Origin of the sequence: Paracoccus simplex, assembly GCF_042648325.1 — a bacterium.
GTDB classification, from domain to species: domain Bacteria; phylum Pseudomonadota; class Alphaproteobacteria; order Rhodobacterales; family Rhodobacteraceae; genus Paracoccus; species Paracoccus simplex.
Map to the genome: position 1 here is coordinate 1 of NZ_JBHRXE010000055.1, position 21,841 is coordinate 21,841.

The 21,841-nt window shown below is 71.2% G+C and carries 15 protein-coding genes and 1 pseudogene; 14 read left to right on the forward strand and 2 right to left on the reverse strand.

Annotated elements, in window-relative coordinates; genetic code table 11:
* The 11 genes and pseudogenes from ACFOMP_RS17500 to ACFOMP_RS17550 form a co-directional block, all read left to right on the forward strand.
* Nucleotides 1-4,224, forward strand: a pseudogene (locus ACFOMP_RS17500) (hypothetical protein); the annotation flags it as partial.
* Nucleotides 4,225-4,869, forward strand: coding sequence for a CIS tube protein (locus ACFOMP_RS17505; protein ID WP_379032911.1), 645 nt, complete (start codon nt 4,225-4,227; stop codon nt 4,867-4,869).
* Nucleotides 4,870-4,876: 7 nt separating this feature from the next.
* On the forward strand, nt 4,877-5,164 hold the full coding sequence (locus ACFOMP_RS17510) for a tail protein X (RefSeq protein WP_289895556.1): 288 nt from the start codon (nt 4,877-4,879) through the stop codon (nt 5,162-5,164).
* 1 nt (nt 5,165) lies between these two features.
* Nucleotides 5,166-6,308, forward strand: coding sequence for a hypothetical protein (locus ACFOMP_RS17515; protein ID WP_379032915.1), 1,143 nt, complete (start codon nt 5,166-5,168; stop codon nt 6,306-6,308).
* On the forward strand, nt 6,305-6,802 hold the full coding sequence (locus ACFOMP_RS17520; protein ID WP_019351809.1) for a phage baseplate assembly protein V: 498 nt from the start codon (nt 6,305-6,307) through the stop codon (nt 6,800-6,802). Before ACFOMP_RS17515 ends, ACFOMP_RS17520 begins: the two co-directional genes overlap by 4 nt.
* On the forward strand, nt 6,802-7,128 hold the full coding sequence (locus ACFOMP_RS17525) for a hypothetical protein (protein ID WP_289895558.1): 327 nt from the start codon (nt 6,802-6,804) through the stop codon (nt 7,126-7,128). The genes ACFOMP_RS17520 and ACFOMP_RS17525 overlap by 1 nt, the downstream gene beginning before the upstream one ends.
* The gene (locus ACFOMP_RS17530; protein ID WP_289895559.1) at nt 7,125-7,487 is read left to right on the forward strand and encodes a GPW/gp25 family protein; all 363 of its coding nucleotides are present in this window, start codon (nt 7,125-7,127) and stop codon (nt 7,485-7,487) included. Before ACFOMP_RS17525 ends, ACFOMP_RS17530 begins: the two co-directional genes overlap by 4 nt.
* Before the next feature lie 3 nt (nt 7,488-7,490).
* A complete protein-coding gene (locus tag ACFOMP_RS17535) occupies nt 7,491-9,998 on the forward strand; it encodes a baseplate J/gp47 family protein (protein WP_379032920.1) in 2,508 nt (835 codons plus the stop codon).
* Nucleotides 9,995-12,649: a putative baseplate assembly protein gene (locus ACFOMP_RS17540; RefSeq protein ID WP_379032923.1), complete on the forward strand. Its 2,655-nt coding sequence runs from the start codon at nt 9,995-9,997 to the stop codon at nt 12,647-12,649. The genes ACFOMP_RS17535 and ACFOMP_RS17540 overlap by 4 nt, the downstream gene beginning before the upstream one ends.
* Nucleotides 12,646-14,715 (forward strand): phage tail protein, encoded by a 2,070-nt coding sequence (locus ACFOMP_RS17545; protein ID WP_379032926.1) that lies wholly within the window; start codon nt 12,646-12,648, stop codon nt 14,713-14,715. Before ACFOMP_RS17540 ends, ACFOMP_RS17545 begins: the two co-directional genes overlap by 4 nt.
* Nucleotides 14,716-14,739: 24 nt before the next feature.
* Complete coding sequence (locus ACFOMP_RS17550; RefSeq protein ID WP_379032929.1) at nt 14,740-17,601, forward strand: DUF6519 domain-containing protein; 2,862 nt, start codon at nt 14,740-14,742, stop codon at nt 17,599-17,601.
* 182 nt (nt 17,602-17,783) lie between these two features.
* Here ACFOMP_RS17550 and ACFOMP_RS17555 read toward each other — a convergent pair whose 3' ends face one another.
* Entirely contained in the window at nt 17,784-18,986 is a 1,203-nt protein-coding gene (locus ACFOMP_RS17555) for a pyridoxal phosphate-dependent aminotransferase (RefSeq protein ID WP_289895564.1), read from the reverse strand.
* 70 nt (nt 18,987-19,056) lie between these two features.
* Here ACFOMP_RS17555 and ACFOMP_RS17560 point away from each other — a divergent pair, with 70 nt between their 5' ends.
* Together ACFOMP_RS17560 and ACFOMP_RS17565 are read left to right on the forward strand one after the other, a co-directional pair.
* Nucleotides 19,057-19,338, forward strand: coding sequence for an FAD assembly factor SdhE (locus ACFOMP_RS17560; RefSeq protein ID WP_379032932.1), 282 nt, complete (start codon nt 19,057-19,059; stop codon nt 19,336-19,338).
* Nucleotides 19,339-19,429: 91 nt separating this feature from the next.
* Nucleotides 19,430-19,945 carry a MarR family winged helix-turn-helix transcriptional regulator gene (locus ACFOMP_RS17565; RefSeq protein WP_379032935.1) on the forward strand — a complete coding sequence of 172 codons (516 nt, stop codon included), beginning with the start codon at nt 19,430-19,432 and terminating at the stop codon, nt 19,943-19,945.
* Between the two features lie 193 nt (nt 19,946-20,138).
* On the opposite strand, the gene ACFOMP_RS17570 is transcribed toward ACFOMP_RS17565, so the two are convergent.
* Nucleotides 20,139-20,567 (reverse strand): VOC family protein, encoded by a 429-nt coding sequence (locus ACFOMP_RS17570; RefSeq protein ID WP_289895960.1) that lies wholly within the window; start codon nt 20,565-20,567, stop codon nt 20,139-20,141.
* A 156-nt stretch (nt 20,568-20,723) separates the two neighbouring features.
* Here ACFOMP_RS17570 and thyX point away from each other — a divergent pair, with 156 nt between their 5' ends.
* On the forward strand, nt 20,724-21,629 hold the full coding sequence (gene thyX / locus ACFOMP_RS17575) for an FAD-dependent thymidylate synthase (protein WP_379032938.1): 906 nt from the start codon (nt 20,724-20,726) through the stop codon (nt 21,627-21,629).
* Nucleotides 21,630-21,841: the final 212 nt, after the last annotated feature.

A 21,841-nucleotide genomic window follows, 5' to 3' on the forward strand; every position in this document is an offset into this window, starting at 1 on the left:
CGCGCCGCCGAGGATGCCGCGCTGCCGGAACTGCGGGCCGAGATGGCGCCGGGCGTCCCGCTTTCCGCCGCCCCGCCCGTCGCCGCCCCCGCCGCCACGGCCGGGGCGCTGGAGGCCCAGACGCCGCAACCCGCGCCGCAGCCCGATCTGGCGCCGACCCCGGATCCCGACCCGGCCGCCGCCAATGCCAACCTGGCCCCGCTGCTGGAACGCGACTTCACCACCGGCGACCCGCAATCGCTGGAGCGCAGCTTCGACCGGGTCCAGACCCGCGACGGGCAGGTCGCGACCTCGGCCGGGGCGGCCCCCTTGGTGCCGCTGGCCGGCGAGACCGATCCGGCCCGCGTCGAGGGTCAGGAAGCCGCCGCCGGCACGCAAGCGACCGCGGCCGGGGCCGGGGCCGCCCGCGCCGTGATCGACGGCCCCGGCCCCGAACAGGCGCAGCTGCGCGAGATGTCCGAGGGCTTCGCCCTGCCGCCGCGCCCGGCGCCCGAGCCCGCGCCGGCCCTGCCCCCGGTCGAGGGCGCCGCCGCCTTCGCCGCCCAGCCGCTGGACGCGACCACGGTGGCGCTGTTCGACCGCGCGCATGGCCCGGCGATGCAGGAATCGCTGGCTAGCGCGCAGGCCGATCTGGACGCCGCCGCCCAGAGTCGCGAGGTCGGGCGCGAGGCCGAACTGGCCCATGCCGAGACGGAACAGGCGCGGCTGAACGCCGAGGCCGACCAGGCCCAGCGCGACGAGGTGATCGGCCGGCGCGCCGACATCCAGTCCGCCCGGCAGGACGCGCTGGACCAGCAGGCCGGCCAGGTCTCGGAGCTGCGGGACGAGGCGGCTTCGGCCCGCAGCGGGGCCCGCGCCGAGGTGGCGGCCGAGGTCAGCCGCACCGAGACCCGCATCGACGCCGATTTCGCCCAGGCCGAGCGCGAGGCCGAGGCCGAGGTGGCGCAGGGCGAAAGCCGCGCGCAAACCAGCCGCGACGAGGCCGAGCGCGAATCCGAGAGCCAGAGCTGGTGGGACCGCGCCGTCAACTGGGTCAAGGCGCAGCTCGAACGGCTGACCGCCGCGATCAATGCGATCTTCGACGCGGTGCGCGCCGCGGTGCGCGACATCATCGAGGCGGTGAAATCGGCGGCGCTGGCGCTGATCGACGCCGCCGCCGGGCTGATCAAGGGCGTCATCGAGGCCTTCGGCGCGCTTCTGCACGAGCTGGTGAACCGGCTGCTGGCCGAATATTTCCCCGCCATCGCCGCGGCGTTGAACGCCGCCATCGACGCGGCGGTGACGGCGGCGACCGCGGCCATCGACCGTATCGCCGATGCGCTGAAGGCCGGTATCGAATTCCTGATGAACGCGCTGGCGGCGGCGCTGGACGCGCTGCTGGCGGCCTGGCAGGCGGCGGTCAACGCGGCGCTGGCGCTGGCCCAGGCGGCGCTGTCGGGCGACTGGGCGGCGCTGGCCCGGCTGATCCTGTCGCCGATCCTGATGGCGCTGGGGATCCAGCCCGACGCCTTCTTCCAGCTTTTCGCCCGCGCCGCGCAGGCCATCGACCTGATCGTCGCCGATCCCGGCGGCTTCGTGCAGAACCTGCTGGAGGCGGTCAAGGGCGGCATCCGGCGCTTTGCCGACAATTTCCGCCGCCACCTGATCGCCGGCATCATCCTGTGGCTGACCGGCCCGCTCGGCCGCGGCATCACCATGCCGGCGGAATTCGACCTCTGGGGTCTGCTGGACGTGGCGCGCCAGGCGCTCGGCCTGACCTTGGAGACCGTGCGCCGCGTCGCCGTGCGCGTGCTGGGCGAAAGCGCCGTGCGGAAGATCGAATACGTGCTGAGCTATGTGCGGGCGCTGATCACCGGCGGCTGGCAGGGGCTGTGGGAACAGCTGACCAGCGACCTTGCGATGCTGCGCGACATGGTGCTGGACCAGCTCAAGACCTTCCTGCTGGAAAAGGTGGTGCTGGCCTCGATCATGTGGCTGGCCGGCATGTTCAACCCGGTCGGCGCGCTGGTGAAGCTGGTGATGACGATCTGGAACTTCATCCAGTTCCTGCGCACCCAGCTGGCGCGGATCTTCGCCGTGGTGCAGACCGTCATCAACACCATCTGGGAAATCGCCACCGGCGCGCTGGAGCCGCCGATGCGCGGGGTCGAGCAGGTGCTGGCGCGGCTGCTGCCGGTGGTGCTGGACCTGCTGGCGCGGCTGATCGGCGTCTCGGGCATCCCCGAGAAGGTGCAGGAGGTGCTGCGCGCCGTCCGGCTGAAGATCGAGACGGCGCTGGAAAAGCTGATGCGCCGGGTGCTGGCCGCCTTCGGCATCCAGGGCAGGCCGGCCGAGGCCCCCGCCGCCGGCCAGATCATGGCGCCGATCCCGTTCCGCGCCGGTTCCGAAGCCCACACCCTGCTGATCGAGGACGAGGGCGAGACGGTGCGGCCCGTCATCCGCTCGGACCCGACGCCCTTGGTGCAATGGCTGGACGGCCGGCTGGGCCAGCCCTTCACCGATTACGCGGCGCGGAAGAACTGGCGCGGCGTGGTGCTGGCCAACAAGCGCGCCGAGCTCGAGGCGCTGGTCGCCGCCGCCAAGGCCGAGGAGGCGCAACTGGACGCCCAGGCCGAGCTGACCGAGGACGCGGTGAACGCGGCCCAGGCCGAGGGCGCCTCGGACGCCGTCCAGGCCGAGGCCGCCGCCAAGGCGCAGGAGACGCAGGCCAAGGGCGAGCTGACGAAAAGCGCCGTGGCGCGGGTGCTGGAATTCTTCGGCATCAGCATCGTGCCACTGGACCAGAAATTCGCCCCCGAGCTCGAGGCGATGGCCCCCTCGCTGTCCGAGAACCTGCGCCGCTATGTGCTGCCCAATCTGGACGTGGCGCGCTATACGCCGCTGGACTGGCGCGGCTTCGCCACCATGCTGTCCGGCGACGGCAGCGCGACCGAGCCCTGGCGGCGGCCGGCCAATGCCACCGGCGCCGCCCGGCGCTTCACCGGCGGCGGCTTCGACGCGGCCGTCTCGGCCGAGGCGCGGCGGCTGGCCAAGGCGCTGAGCCTGCCGAATGCCGATACCTTCCTCGGCCCCGAACCGGCATTCGACCCGGCCCGGGTCGGCCAGTTTTTCGGCGACCATCTGGCGCGGCGGCTGAACGAGGGCGGCGCGACGCTGGCGATCACCGACCAGCTTCTGGCCGGCGGCGGGCCGGATTACCCGGCGCTGATGACCGCGCTGGCGACGCCGCTGTCCGAGGCGGCGACCGCCATGTGCAGCGGCGGGACCGACAGTTACGACCACGCTTTCGAGCGGGTGACGGGCAGCTATTTCCGGACGGTGATCGTCGATCAGTTCGACAGCGTGATGACGCAGACCGGCTGGGGCACCTATTATCAGGACGATGCCATGAACGCCTCCGGCAACGGCGAGGGCGGGGTGACGAAGCCGCTGGGCCATTTCGTCCGCCCCGACCCGACCGGCAATGCCGGCTCGAAACGCGCGGCACGCAACGGTCAGCGGCTGGCCGATGCGGTCAGGGGCGCCGATCCCGGCCAGCACGAATGGATCGCCTCGCGCTTCGCGGCGCAGATCGTCCGCAACGCCGCCGAGGACGTCGAGCGCGGCCGGACCGAGCGGCTGCGCGGGCTGTGCGAGCTGATCCAGTTCCAGCACCGCGTCCGCACGCCCACCAAGCGACTGATCTTCGCGCCCGAGGGCTCCTATCCGGCGCAGAAGGTGATCATCAGCTATCAGGCTTACGGCCACCGCATGGACCCGGAATGGAAGGACACGCCGGAACCCGCCCTGCCCGAGGCGCGGCGCGCGGAATGGTATCCGCCGGGCAGCCCGCATCAGGGCGCACGCATCGGCATCATGCAAGGCCATCCCGGCGCCATCTATGCCCGCGTCAGCGGCGGCGCCCCCAGCCCCGAGATCAAGCAGCAGACCGTCGGTCATGGCATATGGGACCAGGCGCTGGAGGGCATCGTCGCCCGCGATCTCTCGGACGGCACGGTCTATTTCAGCGAGATGCACCAGATGGCCGAGAACATCGTCCGCTTCTTCCGGCTGACGGTCTGGAACGGCGAGACCCTGCCCGAAGGCGGCTCGGCTTACGGCGAATATTTCGACTCGGGCGCTCAGGCCGAGAACCTCTCGGCGCTGGCGGCCGATTACCGCGGCTATTTCCCGAATTTCGAGGCCACGCTGCAGGCCCAGATCGACCAGGTGAGGAGCGCCTAGATGTCCGGCTATTCCCGCTCGCCCCGCTTGCTGAAAGGCGCCATCGTCGCCTTCCGGCCGCCGGTGCCGCTGCCCGAGGTGATCCCCTTCCAGATCAACCCGGAAAGCCTGCAAAGGACCATCGAGGCCAATGCCGCCGAAAGCGAGGGCGGCGCCGACAGCTTCCGCCTGGCCGGCGCCCCGAAGGAGGTCATCAAGGTCGAGGCGGTGCTGGACGCCAGCGACGACCTGGAACAGGGCGAGGCCGAGGAACTGGGCCTGCATCCGCGCCTGGCGCAGCTGGAGACGCTGCTTTACCCCGCCGCCTCGACCGTCATCGCCAATGCGGTGCTGCTGCGCCTGGGCACGGTCGAGATCCTGCCGGCCAGCGGCCCCTTCACCATCTTCATCTGGGGCAAGACCCGCATCCTGCCGGTGCGGCTGAAAAGCCTGTCGATCACCGAGGAAGCCTATGACCCGAAGCTGAACCCGATCCGGGCCAAGGTGTCGATGGACTTGGCGGTGCTCAGCTATTCAGACCTGGAAAGCAGCCATCCCGGCTATGCCATGTTCCTGAGCCACCAACTGGTCAAGGAAACCATGGCCATGGTCGGGCGCATCAACTCGCTGGGCTCGGTTCTGGGCTCGGACGTGACGATAATGTGAGGGCGTCATGATCGACCGCGATTCCCGTTATGCCAAGGCCGCAGTCCTGCACCTGACCGACGCGCAGGGCCGCGACATCGCCTATCTGGACCGCCGCATCATCCCCGACGCGCCGCGCATCGCCGCGCGCATCGCGGTCGCGGACGGCGACCGGCTGGACCTGGTGGCGCATCGCGCCTATGGCGACGCCCGCCAGTCCTGGCGGGTGATGGACGCCAATCCCGACCCCGAGCCGCTGGCGCTGGCCGACACCCCCGGCCGCCGCCTGAACCTGACCCAGCCGGGGGAGGCGTGACATGCTGCAGGAGCTGATCGGGGTCCGCCTGACGCTGCTGGCCGGGACCGGCCTGCCCCGACCGCTGCCGGCCGAGCTGATGGAGCGCTTCGTCTCGGCCGAGGTGGCGGTCTCGGACCGCGAGATCTCGGGCTTCGAGCTGGTCTTCGACGCCATCCGCGCCCCGGCGCTGGCGGGGGTGTTCCCGATCATGGCCGAGCCGGCGCTGAAGACGGGATCGCGCATCGTGCTGACGGCGGTGATGGGCCTGATGCCGGTGGTGCTGATCGACGGCATCGTCGAGACGGCCGAGTTCAAGCCGGCGCAATCCGCCGGCCCGGCCCGGCTGCAGCTGCGCGGCAAGGATCTGAGCTTCGTCATGGACCGCGAGGAGCGCGAGACCACCCACCCGGCCCAGGGCCCGGGCGAGATCGCCAGCATGATCCTGCTGCGCTACATGCAATATGGCATCCTGCCGATGGTCATCCCGCCGATGACCGCGGACCGGCCGAACCCGACCGAGCGGGTGCCGATGCAGCGCGGCACCGATTTCGCCTATCTCAAGGATCTGGCGGCGGCGCATGACCGCATCTTCACCATCATCCCCGGCCCGGTGCCGCTGACCTCGACCGGCTATTGGGGACCGCCGCCGCGCATCGGCCTGCCGCAGCGCGCCATCACCACCGACATGGGACCGGAAAGCAACGTCTCGGGGCTGAGCTTCGAGAACGCGGCGGGCGAGGCGGCCGAGGTCCAGGGCCAGGTGCAAGATCCCGCCACCGGCCAGACCATGCCGGTGCGCTCGACCATGGCGCTGCGGCCGCCGCTGGCCGCGCAGCCCTCGATCTCCAACCGCGCCACGGTCCGGACCAACCTGTTCCAGACCCAGGGCGCGCCCTCGGCCGCGCAGGCCATGGGCGAGGCGCAGGCGCAATCCGACGCCACCACCGACACGGTCAAGGTGACGGGCGATCTGGATACCGCGCGCTATGGCGCGATCCTGTCGCCGCGCGGACTGGTCGGGATGCGCGGCGCGGGGCTGGACCATGACGGGCTTTATTACGTGCAAAGCGTGATCCACAAGATTTCGCGCGGCGCGTGGACGCAATCCTTCACCCTGAACCGGGAGGGCACGGGAACCACCGTGCCCATGGTGCTGCCATGAACGAACAGACGACGCGCGCCGGCTATTTCGGCAAGTATCGCGGCACGGTGTCGAACAACACCGACCCGCTGCAAAAGGGCCGGCTGCAGGTGCAGGTGCCGGCCGTCTACGGCACCAACACGCTGAACTGGGCCATGCCCTCGGTGCCCTTCGCCGGCTCGGGCGTCGGCTTCTACCTGATCCCGCCGGTGGGCGCCAATATCTGGGTCGAGTTCGAGGGCGGCAATATCGACGCCCCCATCTGGTCCGGCTGCTTCTGGGGCGAGGGCGAATGCCCCGGCCAGACGCCGATGGTCAAGATCATCAAGACCCAGGCCGCCACGATCACGCTGGACGAGGTGAATTCCTCGGCGCCGCTGGTGATCGAGACCCCGTCGGGCAACCGCATCACCATCACCGCGCAGGGCATCACGCTGGAAAGCTCGGGCGGCGCCAAGGTCGAGCTTTCGGGGCCCAAGGTCACGGTGAACTCGGGCGCATTGGAGGTGACGTGATGACCAGCCTTCTGCACAGGGGCGCGACGATCCTGTGCCCGCATGGCGGGCAGGCGCAGCCGGGCAGCAGCTCGACCCGCGTCCAGCTGGGCGGCCAGCCGGCGGTGACGGTGGCGCATATGATGACCATTTCCGGCTGTCCCTTCACCTCGGGCACCAATCCGATGCCCTGCACGCAGGTGCAATGGACCACGCCCGCGGCCCGCGTGACGATCGAGGGCAGCCCGGCGCTGCTGTCTTCCAGCGGCGGCATCTGCATCGGCGCGGCCGGGCCCGCCGGCCCGCCGCAGGTCGTGGCAAGCCAGATCAGGGTGACAGGGCAATGACCGATCTTTCCGCCCCCTTCCGCATCGACGGCACCGGCCGCACCGCCACCACCGGCGACGCCCGCCGCCACGCCCGCGACCTGATCGAGGCGGTCTTGTTCACCGCCCCGGGCGAGCGGGTGAACCGGCCCGATTTCGGCTCGGGCCTGCTGGAGATGCTGTTCGATACCAACAACCAGGCGCTGGAGACCGCCGCCGATTTCCTGATCCAGACGGCGATCCAGAAGCACCTGTCCGAGATCCTGACCGTCTCGGAACTGAGCCTGCGCCGCGACGAGGGGCTGCTGGAGATCGCCCTCTCCTATGTCCTGCGCGACACCGGCGAGACGGTCAGCGACACCTTCAGGCGCGAGGTCTAGGCCATGGCACGCGCGGAAAGTTTCCTCGACGAAAGGCGCGAAAGGCTTGCCGCCTCGGCCGCGCGGGTGAACGGCATCGCCGGGATCGAGGTCGATGCCGGCGACATGACCCGGCTGCTGCTGCGCTTCGTCCATCCGCTGCCCGGCCAGCCGAACGGCCGCCCGACCGCGCCGGCGCTGCGGCCCTCGGACCTGCTGGTCGAGGGCGGCGACCGCATCCGCGGCGTCAGCGTGCTGGCGGCCGAGGCGTCGGGGCGCGAGCTGCGGCTGCGGGTGAACCGGGCGGGCGATTTCTCGACCTACCGGCTGCGCATCCGCGATGGCCTGCCGGGCTGGGATCCGATCCTGCGCGAGATCCGCTTCGCCTTCCGGCTGCATTGCGACAGCGGCGATTGCGCGGCCCCGCCGCCGGCGCCGGCGCGGCCGGCCGAGCCGCCGCAGATCGACTATCTGGCGCGCGACTACGACAGTTATCGCCGGCTGATGCTGGACCGCATGGCGGTCAGCGTGCCGGACTGGACCGAGCGCAACCCGGCCGACCTGGGCGTGGCGCTGGTCGAATGGCTGGCATTTATCGGCGACGCGCTCAGCTACCGGCTGGACCATGTCGGCACCGAATACGCGCTGCAGACGGCGCGGCTGCGGGTCTCGGCCGCGCGCCATGCCCGGCTGGTCGGCTACCGGATGCATAACGGCGCCAGCGCGCGGGTGCTGGCGCAGCTGCGGCTGGCGCCGGGGGTGACCGACTTCACCCTGCCCGATCAGGGCCTGGCCTTCCTGACCCGCTCGGACACCGAAGACGGGGCGGTGATCCCGCTGGCCGCCGCGCAGCCGGCGGTCGAGACCGGCGCCGTGGCCTTCGAGCCGCTGGCGCCCGCCGTCCTGCGCGCCGCCCATGACCGCATCGCCCTGCATCACTGGGGCGACGCCGGCGCGGTGCTGGCGCGGGGCGCCACCTTCTGCGACCTGCGCGACCCCGACCAGGCCCTGCAACTGGCCGAGGGCGACCTGCTGGTGCTGGTGCAGAACCGCGACCCGGTGACGCGCCGGCTGTCCGATGCCGATCCCGGCGCGCGCCAGGCGGTGCGGCTGACCAAGCCGCCCGAGATGCTGGCCGATCCGCTGGAGCTGCTGCCGCCGCCCGGCGGCGGCGGCGCGCAGCCGCTGCGGGTCTGGCGCATCCGCTGGGGGGCCGGGGACGCGCTGCGCTTCGACCTGGACCACGGCGCAACCGCAAGCGAGCCGATGGCGCTGGCGCTTGGCAATATCGTGCTGGCCGATCACGGCCTGACCTTGCCCGACCCGGCGACCGACCAGCCGCTGGCCGAGCCGCTGGGCCTTGCCCCCGACCTGACCGACCCCGAGGAGCCGCCCGCCCCCGGCCAGCCCGACGAGCCGAAGCCGCTGGCGGCGCTGGACCGGCCGCGGCCCTTCCGCCCGCGCCTTGCCCGCCACGACCTGAGCTTCGCGGTGCCGCCGGACGACGGCGCGGCTTCGGCCGCCGAGCTGCTGCGGGTCGATCCGGCCCGGGCGGTGGCGCAGATCAGCCTGCGCTCGACCGACGAGACCGACCGCTGGCTGCCGGTGCCCGACCTGCTGGGCCAGCCCGCCGATGCGCTGGTCTTCGTCCCCGAGGTCGAGGCCGACGGCACCACCCGGCTGCGCTTCGGCCAGCCGCACGGCGCCTTGCCCAGCCTGAACGGCAAGACGCCGCTGCCCGGTGACGGCTTCACCGCCAGCTATCGCGTCGGCCACGGCCGCGCCGGCAATATCGGCGCCGGGGCGCTGGCGCGGGTCGCCGCCTCGGGCGCGGTGGCGGCGAATGTCGCGGGCGTGACCAACCCGCTACCCGCCACCGGCGGCGCAGAGCGCGAGACCGTGGCGGAAGTGCGCCAGCGCGCGCCGGTCGGCTTCCACCTGCAAAGGCGCGCGGTGACGCTGGCCGATTACGAGGCGCTGCTGGACGCCCATCCCCAGGTGCAGCGCGCCACCGCCCGCAAGCGCTGGCTGGGCGGCTGGCCGGCGATCTTCCTGACCGTGGACCGGGTGGCCGGCCTGCCGGTGGATCAACCCTTCCGGCAGATGCTGCTCGACTATCTGGAACCCTACCGGATGATGGGCCACGACCTGACCGTGGACGCGCCGATCCTGGTGCCGCTGACCATCGCCATCCGCGCCTGCGCCACAGCCGACGCCTTCGCCGACAAGGTGGCCGGGGCGCTGGCCGCGCGCTTTTCCGCCGGGCTGGCCGAGGACGGGCGGCCGGGCTTCTTCCATCCCGACAACGTGACCTTCGGCAGCCGCATCTATCTAAGCCATATCTACCGCGCCGGGCTCGATGTGCCGGGGGTGGCCGACCTGCGCGTCACCGCCTTCGGCCGCTCGGGCCAGCCCGATGCCAGCGCCGAGGGCGTGCTGGCCTTTGGCCCGCGCGAGATCCCGGTGCTGTCGAACGACCCGAACCGCCCCGGCGAGGGACGGCTGACCATCGAGACGAGGGGGGGCAGATGAGCAGCGTCAAACCCACGCCGGAACCGATCGCCAACCGCGCCGGCCTGCCGGCGCTGCGCGCCCGCGCCGGCACGCATCCGACCTTCCTGGCCGCGCTGCGCCGCGGGCTGGCGGACGGCAACCGCCCCGGCCTGTCCGAGCTGCGCAGCCGCGACCAGGACGACTTCACCCTGGGCCTGCTGGACGCCTGGGCGGCCACGCTGGACACGCTGACCTTCTATGCCGAGCGGCAGGCGAACGAGGCCTATCTGCGCACCGCGACCCGGCGCGAAAGCGTCCGCGCCCATGCCAGGCTGATCGGCTACGAGCTTGCCCCGGCCAAGGCGGCCTCGTGCCATCTGGTCTTCGAGGCCGAACCCCATGACGCGCCCGAGGCGGTGCTGGACTATCCGCCCGGCCTGCAGGTGCGCTCGATCCCGCGCGACGGCGAGTTGCCGCAGCTTTTCGAGACCGTCGAGCCGCTGCTGGCGCGCGCCGAATGGAACGCCATGCGGCCGCTGATGGCCTGGCCGCAGATCCTGGCCGCGGGTGCCGAGGAGATCCAGCTGGCGCAGGACGCGCCGCGCCTGGCGCTTGGCGATCCGCTGCTGCTGATGCGGGGCGAGGTGCCGGTGGCCGCCGCCGCGGGCGATCAGGCGGGGTTCCTGCGCCGGGTCTCGGGCCTGCGCGACGGCATCGGCGGGCGGCGCATCCTGGCGCTGCGCAGCGATCCCGCCAGCCAGCCGCCCTACGGCTTCCGGCCGATCCTGCAGGCCGTCTGGACGCCGGGGCTGGCGTTCTCGACCAGCAGCATGGTGGCGCTGCTGGCCGGGCATGGCTGGTCGGTGGCGACGCTGGCCGCGGCCAGCAATTTCCACAGCCTGACCGCGCGCGAGATGCGGCAGGCGGTGCAGGCCTCGGACTTCCGGGCCGAGGGGCCGATCCGCCCGGCGGTGCTGCGCGTCCGCGCCGGATTCTTCGGCAATACCGCCGCGGTCAAGCTGCTGCCGGCGGATTCCGGCATCGGCGCGCCGGGGGCGGTCACCGCCACCGCCGGCGAGGCCGGCGACACCGCGCCGGTCAACCGCGCCTATCTCTATCTGGACCGCGACCATCCCGAGATCACCGCCGGCCAGGGCCTGCTGATCCGCGATGCCGCGAACGAGGCCTGGCTGCGCATCCATGCCGCCGAGACCCAGGGCGTCGAGGCTTACGGCCTCGCGGCCAAGGTCACGCGGCTGGAGGTGGACGACAAGGGGCTGGCGCCGGACGGCGCGCTGATCGCGCTGTCGGGCTTCACCACCCGCGGCAGCATCGCCCATGCCCTGCCCGAACCGCTGCCGCTGGCCGACCTGCCGATCACCGATCCGGTCGGGCAGGCCGCGGGCGCGCTTGGCGCCGACCAGGTCGAGATCGCCACGCCCGAGCTGCAGCTGATGCCCGGCAAGGTGCTGGCCATCACCGGCGAGCGCGCCGATCTGGCCGGCGTCACGGCGGCCGAGATCCGGGTGCTGGCGCAGAACCTGATCGTCGGCGACCATTCGCTGCTGACCTTTACCCAGCCGCTGGCGCATCGCTATGTCCGCGACACGGTGCGCATCTCGGCCAATGTGGCGCTGGCCACGCATGGCGAGACGGTGGCCGAGGTGCTGGGCGACGGCGACGCCACCCGGACCTTCCAGCGCTTCAAGCTGAAATCCGGGCCGCTGACCCATGTCTCGGCCCGCAACGCGCGCGGCATGGTCCCGGCGATCGAGCTGCGGGTCAACCGCATCCGCTGGGGTCTGGTGGAGGATTTCCGCGCCGCCGGGCCGCAGGACCGGGTCTGGCTGCTGCGCATCGAGGAGGACGGCAGCGCCCATGTCGTCTTCGGCGACGGGCTGCGCGGCGCCCGCCTGCCCACCGGACAGGGCAATGTCGAAGCGGTCTATCGGCGCGGCGCCGGGCTGTCCGGTCATCTGGAGGCCGGGCAGCTGTCGTTGCTGGCGACCAAGCCCGCCGGGCTGAAGGCGGTGACGAACCCCCTGTCCCCCGCCGGCGGCGCCGATGCCGAGCGGCTGGAAGATGCGCGCCGCAACGCGCCCATGGGCGTCCTGACGCTGGGCCGCGCCGTGTCCTTGCGCGATTACGAGGATTTCGCCCGCGGCTTCGCCGCCGTGGCCAAGGCGCGGGCCGACTGGACCTTCGACGGCTTCGCCCGCCCGATCCTGGTCACCGTCGCCGGACAGGGCGGCGCCATCCTGCCCGAGACCGGCGACGACATGCAGAACCTGCGCGCCGCGCTGCTGGCAGCGGGCGAATCCGACCTGCGCGTCGGCCTGCGCAATTATCGCCCCACCGGCTTCGGCCTGGCGGCGCGGCTGTTCGCCGATCCCGGCCACATGCCCGAGGACGTGATCGACGCCGCGCGCCGGGCGGTGCTGGCGGCATTCTCGTTCGACGCGCGCGAGCTGGGGCAAGGCGTCAGCCAGGCGCAGGTCATCGCCGCGCTGCAATCGGCGCCGGGCGTCGTCGGGGTCGATCTTGACGCGCTCTATACCGGCGACACGCCGCGATTGCAGCCGCGCCTGACCGCCGCGCTTGGCCGGCCCGACCTTGCCGGGGCGCTGCCGGTCGCGGCCGAGCTGCTGACGCTGGATCCCATCCGGCTGCATCTGGAGGTGGCGGCATGAGACTGACGACCGAGGACATCTTCGCCCTGCTGCCCGCCTATATGCGGCTGCGCGACGCGGCCGAGGGCGCCGCGGTCAAGGGCCGGCTCGATCCGACCGACCCGCGCGAGGCGCAGGATTTCGGCCCGCTGCGCACGCTCGCCTCGCTGATCGCGCGCGAGGCGCAGGTGGCGGACGAGCAGATCGACCGGCTTTACGACGACGCCTTCATCGAGACCTGCGCGCCCTGGGTGGTGCCCTATCTGGGCGATCTGCTGGGCGTGCGGGGCCTGGGCGACATTCCCGAAGGGCTGGACCTGCGCGCCCGCGTCGCCGATGCGCTGGCGCTGCGCGCGCGCAAGGGCACGCTGCGGGCGCTGGAACACGCCGTTTCGGAAAGCGCCAACCTGCCGGTGCTGGCGGTGGAATACGGCCGCAAGCTGGTGCATGCGCAGTCGATGCGCCTGACGCATCCCGCCATGGGCGCGGCGGTGGATTTCCGCGACAAGCCGGGGCTGGCGCGGATCGGCGCGGCCTATGAGCGCGCCTCGCGCGGGGTCGAGGTCCGGCGCATCGACACGCGCGGCGGGCGCTGGAACCTGGGCAATGTCGGGCTGCATGTCTGGCGGCTGCGGCCTTGGCCGATCAGCAACCATCAGGTCAACCCGGTGGTGGCGGGGCGGCGCGCCTTCCGCTTCCATCCGCTGGGCTGCGACGCGCCGCTTTTCGACCGCGCCCAGGCCCGGCCGCCCATCGAACAGCCGATGTGCGAATCCGCCCTGCCGATCCCGATCAGCCGCGCGCTGATGGCCGAGGATCCCGGCCGCTTCTATGGCGAGGGCCGGGCGATCCGGGTTTTCGTCGGCAATGCCGAGGTGCCGCTGGCCGAGATCCGCGCCGCCCATCTGGGCGACCGCGCCGGCGGCGGCACCGAGCCGTGGAACCGCGCGCCCCTGCCCGACCGCACCCTGATCGACCCGGAACTGGGCCGGCTGGTGGTCGGGGCGAACCGCAGCGGCACGGTGCGCGTCACCTGCCATTTCGCCCGCCCCTGCGAGATCGGCGGCGGCGAACAGCCCCGGCTGGCCTCGATCGGTTCGGTCGAGGACGCGGTGAAGATCCCGCCCTCGGTGGTCATCGCCACCCGCATCGCCGAGAACGGCAGCGCCGGCACCTTCCTGCTGGAGCAAAGCACGCATTACCGCGCGGGCGCCAGCATCGCGGTCCCGGACGGCGGCGTGCTGCGGCTGATCGCCGCCGAGGGCCGCTTCCCGACCGTGCGGCTTTCCGCGCCCCTGACCATCACCCTGGGCCGCGCTGCGCGGGTCGAGCTGAACGGGCTGCGGCTGCATGGCGGCATGCTGCGCATCCGCGGCAATGCCAATGCGCCCGGCACGCTGGTCCTGCGCGATTGCACGCTGGTGCCGGGGCTGGGGCTCGACCGGCTGGGCGACCCGGTCTCGCCCGGCGAGGTCTCGCTGCTGATCGAGGCGACGGGCATGGCGCTGGACTGCGAGCGGGTGGTGACCGGGCCGGTGCGGCTGGCCTCGGATGTCGAGGCGGGCTTCGCCGATTGCATCATCGACGCCGGCAGCGGCACGGCGCGGGCGATCTTCGCGGCCCCGAACGCGCTGCGCCACGTCCTCAGCCTGACCCGCTGCACGCTGCGCGGCCGGGTCGAGACCGACGGCTTCACCGGCGGCCTGACCGCCGAGGAGGAGACGGCCGGGGGCCTGCCCGCCACCACCGACACGCTGTTTCTGGGTGCGGTCCCGGCGGTGACGGCCGCGCGGCGGCAGGTCGGCTGCATCCGCTTTTCGCTGGTGCCCGAGGGATCGCCGACACCCCGGCTCTATCGCTGCATCCGCGGCCCGGCGCCGGTCTTCGCCGGCCTGCGCTATGCCGATCCCGACTATTTCCTGCTGGCCCCCGGCACGCCCGACGCCCTGCGCCGCGGGGCCGAGAACGGTGGCGAGATCGGCGCCTATAACCGCGCCGCCCTGACCGTCCGCGACGACAACATCGCCCGCAGCATCGAGGATTTCCTGCGCTTCGGCCATGCCGCGGGGATCTTCCATGAAAGCTGACGCGCCCAGAACGAGGAGGTTGACATGACCGGGGATTTTTCACGCTGGCGCGGCCTGAACGCGAAGCATCGCGGCTATTCGGGCGTGCTGATGCAGCAGGGCCGGCTTTACACCGACTCGGACTGGAACGAGAATACGGCCATCCAGACCGAGCGCATGGAAAGCGCGCTTGCCCGCGTCATCGGGCCGGGCGGCACGCCCAAGACCGCGCCGGGCTTCGCCATCACCGCCGGCGCGGGGGGCTTCGGCATCGGCGCCGGCAGCTATTGGGTGGATGGCGTCCGGGTCGAGAACCCGGCGCCGATCTCCTATGCCGACCAGGGCGGCGGGCTGAACCTGGAACCGCTGACCGAGATCGTGCAGGACGGCGCCGAGATGCTGATCCATCTGGAGCTGCGCAAGGACGAGGTCTCGGCGCTGCAGGACGGGCTGCTGGCCGATCCGGCGCTGTCGGGCATCGATACGGCGGTGCGCGAGCGCGCGCATTGGCGCGTCGCCATCCGCCCGGTGACGCTGACCGATGCCGAGCGCACCGAGATCGTCGCCCGCGCCGGCTGCGGCCATGCGCCGGACTTTCCGGACTGGCGCCCCGGCACCGGCCGGATGAGTGCCGGCACCGCCCCCGCCGCCGACCTGCCCGACGACAGCGACTGCCTGATCCCGCCCGATGCCGGCTATCTGAGCCAGGAGAACCAGCTTTATCGCGTCCAGATCGTCCGGGGCGGCACGCGGGCGCAGGCGCGCTTCGTCTGGTCGCGCGAGAACGGCTCGGTCGCCGCGCGGCTCGGCCGCGACGAGGGCGGCGCGTTCATCCTGCTGGGCGCGCGCGAGGACGAGGCGCTGGGTTTCCCTTCAGGCGGCTGGGTCGAGGTGCTTGACGACCGCGACGCCGCGCTTGGCCGGCCCGGCACCTTCACCCGCATGACCCTGACCGAGGGCGTGGCGACCTTCTCGCCCGGCATCGGCAATTTCGACCAGATGGTGAACCCGCGCGTCCGGCGCTGGGACCATGGCGGCGCCTCGGCGCTCGGCCTGCCGCTGACGGCCGCGCCGACCCTGCTGGAGCGCGGCGTGCAGGTCGCCTTCACCGACGGCAGCTATGTCGCGGGCGACGCTTGGATGTTCGAGGCCCGCGCCGCCACCGGCGAGGCGCGCTGGCCGCCCTGTCCCGGCGCCGCGGACGCGGCGGTGCCGCCGATGACCTGGGGCGTGCGGCGGGTGCCGCTGGCGCTGGCGCGGCGCGCGGGCGACGGCATCGCGCAGATCACCGACCTGCGCGCCACCTTCCCGGCGCTGACCTGTCTGCAGGCCGAGGATGTCGGCTATGACGACAGCGCCACCGGGCTGGGCGCCGAGACCGTGCAAGAGGCGATCGAGGCGCTGGCCGGCCGCTCGGGCCAGGGACTTTGCACGGCGCTGGTGCGCAACCGCGACGAGCTGCGCGCCGCCGTCGAGGCGCTGCGCCCCGGCCAGAGCATCCGGCTGTGCCTGGCCGGCGGGAATTTCCAGCTGCAGCAGACGCTGCCCCTGACCCGGCTGGGCCATGTGATCGTGCAGGGCACCGGGCCGCAGACCGTGGTCTCGGTCGCCGAGGGCGAGGCGGCATTGCTGTTCGAGGGCTGCGCCTCGGTGCGGGTCGCGGATCTGTCGGTGAACGGCGGGCCGAATGGCAATGGCAGCGGCCGCCACGGCGCGCTGACCATGCTGGGCTGCGGCGACGTCACGGTGGAACGGGTGCGGGCGGGCTGCCGCTCGGGCCTTGACCGCGCCTCGGCCTGCATCGCCAGCATCGGCCGGCTGGGCCGCCGGCAAGAGCTTCGCATCCGCGACTGCGTGCTGAAACCCGGCCAGGCCCAGATCGGCGTCCAGGTGGTGGGCGCCAGCCGCATCATCGTCGAGGACAACCTGATCCGGCCTGCCGCTGCCAGCCCCGGGCTCCCGGCGCTGCGCATCGCCGCGGACGCCCGCCAGCGTGCCCTGATCGGGCGCGGCCTGCTGCGCTTCAGTACGGCACGCGATAGCAGCTGGCCTGCTTTGACAGTCCGGCGCGCGCGCAATCCGTTCTCCGACGAGCCGCCTGATCAGCTCGACGAAATCGACGAAGAAAGGTTCTACTTCGACGGCCAAGCCATCGAGATTCCGATGTATCGGGGGGGCGTCGCCCTGCGCATGCTGCCGGGCTTCGGCCCGGCGCTGGCCCGTGCCCTGGCGGCGAACAGCAAAAGCCGCATCGTCGATCCGCGCGAGATGCGCCGTCACCTGCGCAACCTGCTCAGCGAGGCCGCCGGTCACGGCGGCCGGGCCGTGATCGCCGGCAGGACGGTGAACCTGTTGCCCGACAAGCATTTCCGCCTGGCGCAGACGCCTTTCCTGGCCCAGGGCATCGTCATCGGCGGCGATACCGTGGAGGAGGCACGCATCACCGGCAACCGGATCGAGGCCGCCAATGACGGCATCCGCATCGCCGCCTCGGGGCGCGGGGATCCGCGCGAGCCGATCTGGCGCAGCCGCCCGCCGGCGAACCGCATCGCCCATGCCGTTGTCAGCGGCAACACGATCACGCTGAACCCGCTCTCCAGCGCCACGCCGGCGCATGGGCTGTTCTTGGGCCATGTCGCGCGGGCCTCGGTCGGGCAGAACAGCGTCGCGATGGCCGAGGGCCTGTTCCCGGTCGAGGCGCCTGCGCCGCATTTCGGCATCTGCCAGTTCGGCTGGCGCGGGCAGCTGCTGACCATCTGCGAGAACCACGTCACCGGCATGGATACCGGCATCGCCGTGATCCCCGGCCTTGCCGACATCGTGCGCGGCGTCTGGCGGCTGCGCGACAATGCCGCCCTGCGCACGCGGCGCGCCTATGTCACCGCGCAGGCGGTCGACGTGATCTAGGCGATTCCGCTTTGGCGGGGCGGGAGGCGGTGCTATCCTGATCGGGTCAAGGACTGATCAGGGATCGTTGACGGCAGCCGAACGGGCGTGATGCGTCGCAAGTCGCAACACAAACTGGAGGTCGGGTTCGAATCCATCCGAGACATGGACGAGGCGGGTCCAAAGCCCGCCTCTATCCATGTTCAGCGCAGCCCTTCGCAGAACCCCCTGATCCGCGCGCAGGCATCCGCCAGCACCGCATCCGATGTGGCGTAAGAAATGCGGAAATGCGGCGAAAGCCCGAAGGCCGCGCCAAAGACCACCGCCACGCCGGTCTCGTCCAGCAGCGCGGTGGCGAAGGCCTCGTCGTCGGCGATCAGCGTGCCGCCGGCCGAGGTCTTGCCGATCAGCGCCGCGATCGAGGGATAGACGTAGAAGGCGCCCTGCGGCACCGGGCAGTCGATGCCGGGACAGGCGTTCAGCCCCGCGACCACCAGGTCGCGGCGGCGCTGGAACACGGCGCGGCTTTCCGCGATGTAATCCTGCGGCCCCTGCAGCGCCGCCAGCGCGGCATACTGGCTGATCGAGCAGGGATTCGAGGTCGATTGCGATTGCAGCTTGGCCATGGCGCGGATCAGCTCCTCGGGCCCGGCGCCATAGCCGATGCGCCAGCCGGTCATGGCATAGGCTTTCGACACGCCATTCATGGTCAGTGTGCGGGCCGTCAGTGCCGGCTCGACCTGCGTCGGGGTGACGAAGCGGAAGTCGTCGAAGACCAGATGCTCATAGATGTCGTCGGCCAGCACCCAGACATGGGGATGGCGCAGCAGCACCTTGGTCAGGGCGCGCATGTGCTCCTCGGCATAGCCGGCGCCGGTCGGGTTCGAGGGCGAGTTCAGGATCAGCCATTTCGTCCGCGGCGTGATCGCCGCCTCCAGCTGTTCGGGGGTGATGCGATAGCCGTTCTGCATGGCGCCCTCGATCACCACCGGCGTGCCGCCGGCCAGCAGCACCATGTCCGGGTAGCTGACCCAATAGGGCGCCGGCACGATCACCTCGTCGCCCGGGTTCAGCGTCGCCATCAGCGCGTTGTAAAGGATCTGCTTGCCGCCGGTGCCCACCGTCACCTGCCCGGGCGCATAGTCCAGGCCGTTTTCCCGCGCGAACTTGTCGCAGATGGCGCGCTTCAGCTCGGGGATGCCGTCCACCGCCGTATAGCGGGTATGGCCGGCGTCGATGGCGGCCTTGGCGGCCTCGCGGATATGCGCAGGGGTGTCGAAATCCGGCTCGCCGGCGGACAGGCTGATGATGTCCCGGCCCTCGGCGGCCAGTTCGCGGGCGCGGCCGGTGATGGCGATGGTGGGCGAGGGTTTGACGCGGGCGAGCGTCTGGGACAAAAAGCTCATCGAATTCATCCTGCGGCTGGGTCGCCCCGTCATAGGCGCCCCCCCGCGGACAGGCAAGCCGGGGACGGATATGGACGAGCATGAGGCAAGGCTGAAACGGCTGCGGATGCGCAGCTGGCGGCGCGGCACCAAGGAGATGGACCTGATCCTGGGCCCCTTCGCCGACAGCGAACTGGCCGGGCTGGGCGCCGAAGAACTGGACCTTTACGAGGCGGTGCTGGCCGAGAACGACCAGGACCTTTATCCTTGGATCACCGCGCGGCTGGGCGATGCCCGCCCCGGACCCGCGCCGATCTTGCCGATGCTGGACCGCATCGCCGGCTTCGCCCATGCCAGGCTGGCGCGGAAATAGCCGCAATTTTAGCCATCCGGGCGCGGGTTAACCGAAGATTGGGAAATATGCGCCATGGTGGCCGAAACGAGGCCATCAACGGAACCCGCCCATGCAACAGCGCAGCTCTGCCCAAACGGTGCCCGCCCTGCGGCCCATGCCGCGGACCAGCCGGGCCGAGGCTTATCTGGAAAGCCTGCAGATGCTTGAACGCCTGCACCGGCTTTTGCAGGATCTGGTCAAGGACGAGTTCGAGCGGCTGGGCCGCTCCGACCTGACGCCCGTGCAGGCGCTGCTGATCTACAATCTCGGCACATCCGAGGTGACGGCGGGAGAGTTGCGGACGCGCGGCATGTATCAGGGCTCGAACGTGTCCTACAATCTCAAGAAACTGGTCGAGCTGGGCTATCTCCATCACGAACGCTGCGAGATGGACCGCCGCTCGGTCCGGGTGCGGCTGACCCCGACCGGGCAGGAGGTGCGCGACAGCGTGGCGCGGCTGTTCATGCGCCATGCCGAAGGGCTGGACCTGTCCGGCGTGCTGGACGACCCGCCGATCGAGACGGTGAATCTGCAATGGCGGCGGGTGGAACGGTTCTGGGCGGAACAGATCCGGTATATCTACTGAACCGCGCCGCCTCCGAACGCATCTCCGAACGCGGCGGCGGGAAGCATCGCCGGGTCGTCCCGTCCTGGTCCGCCGGGCACGCCGCCCGCCGCCGGGTGCGCCCGAAAGCCGCGGGCGGGGCGGTTTTCAGGCGGCGCGGGCGCCGTTGAAGGGCGAAACGCCGCGCATCCCGGCTCGCCCCGCCCGCTGGCGCTTACCAGTGCCCGGTATTCTCCATGCTGGCCCAGGGCTCCTCGGGCGGCAGGTGCTCGCCCTCCTGCAGCAGTTCGATCGAGATGTTGTCGGGACTGCGCACGAAGGCCATGTGGCCGTCGCGCGGCGGCCGGTTGATGGTCACGCCGGCCTCCATCAGCCGCCGGCACATCTCGTAGATGTTCTCGACCCGATAGGCGAGATGGCCGAAATGCCGGCTGTCCGAGGGCAGGCCCTCGTCCCCGTCCCAGTTCCAGGTCAGCTCGACCGGGCATTCCGGCTGGCCGGGCGGTGCCATGAAGACCAGGGTGAAGCGCCCCTTGTCGTTGTCGATTCGCCGCGTCTCCTCGAGCCCGAGCAGACGGAAGAACGCCATCGTCTTCTCGAGATCGAGCACGCGGACCATGGTATGCAGATAGCGGACCTTCATCGTCATCCCTTTCCCGTTCGGTGCCGCCAGACTGGCATGGCGGCGGCCGGACCGCAACGTGGGACGATTGGCTGCACCCGCGGCGCCCATACTGCCAGTTGATTGAATCACCCTTCGGTGCCACAAGATATGCCCAACAGCACGAAGGATTCCGCCATGCCCCTGACCGCCGAACAACAGGCCGAGATCGACGAGTTGCGCGCCACCCCGCGCCCCACCCTGCGCGCCGTCTCCGCGGGAATGGAGGGCCATCTCTACCAGGCGCATCAGGTGCTGGACCACGGGTTGGTGCGGGTCATCGACTACATGGGCGACGACGGCGCGATCACCCAGGCCGCGCGGGTCAGCTATGGTCGCGGCACCAAATCGGTGCAGAACGACGAGGGGCTGATCCGCTATCTGATGCGGCACTGGCATTCGACCCCCTTCGAGATGTGCGAGGTCAAGTTCCACGTCAAGCTGCCGGTCTTCGTCGCCCGGCAATGGATCCGCCACCGCACCGCCAACGTGAACGAATATTCAGCGCGCTATTCAATCCTGGACCGCGAATTCTACATCCCGGCGCCCGAACACCTGGCTGCGCAATCGACCGTGAACAACCAGGGCCGCGGCCAGGTGCTGGAAGGCGACGAGGCGGCGCGCGTCCTCGACCTGCTGCGCGAGGATGCAATGCGCAGCTATGACCATTACGAGCAGATGCTGAGCCAGGAAGGCCAGCAAGGGCTGGCCCGCGAACTGGCCCGCATGAACCTGCCGGCAAATGTCTATACGCAATGGTACTGGAAGGTGGACCTGCACAACCTGTTCCACTTCCTGCGCCTGCGCGCTGACGCCCATGCGCAATACGAGATCCGCGCCTATGCCGAAACCATCTGCGGCATCGTCCGAGACTGGGTGCCCTTTGCCTATGCCGCCTTCGAGGATTACCGCCTGGGCGGGGTGCAGCTTTCCGCCAAGGGCGTCGAGGCGCTGAAGCGCCGGCTGGCCGGCGACACCGTCACGCAGGAAAACAGCGGCATGAGCAAGGGCGAATGGCGCGAGTTTGTGGAGGTTTGGGGCTGATGGCAGTGGCCGGCCGATGGCGGGCGTTTGGGGGGCTGCGGCCCTGCAACGCCGGGCTGACGGATACTCTGGGCTCTATGCGCAGACCGACACTCGTGGCCACCGGCCAGCCTGCGAAGGAGCGCTCAAGCGCGGAGACTCGCTGACGATCCGGTTCGTTCCATGGATGAACCCGGGGATCGCCGCTCTCCCCTCCCGCGGCTTTAGTAGGC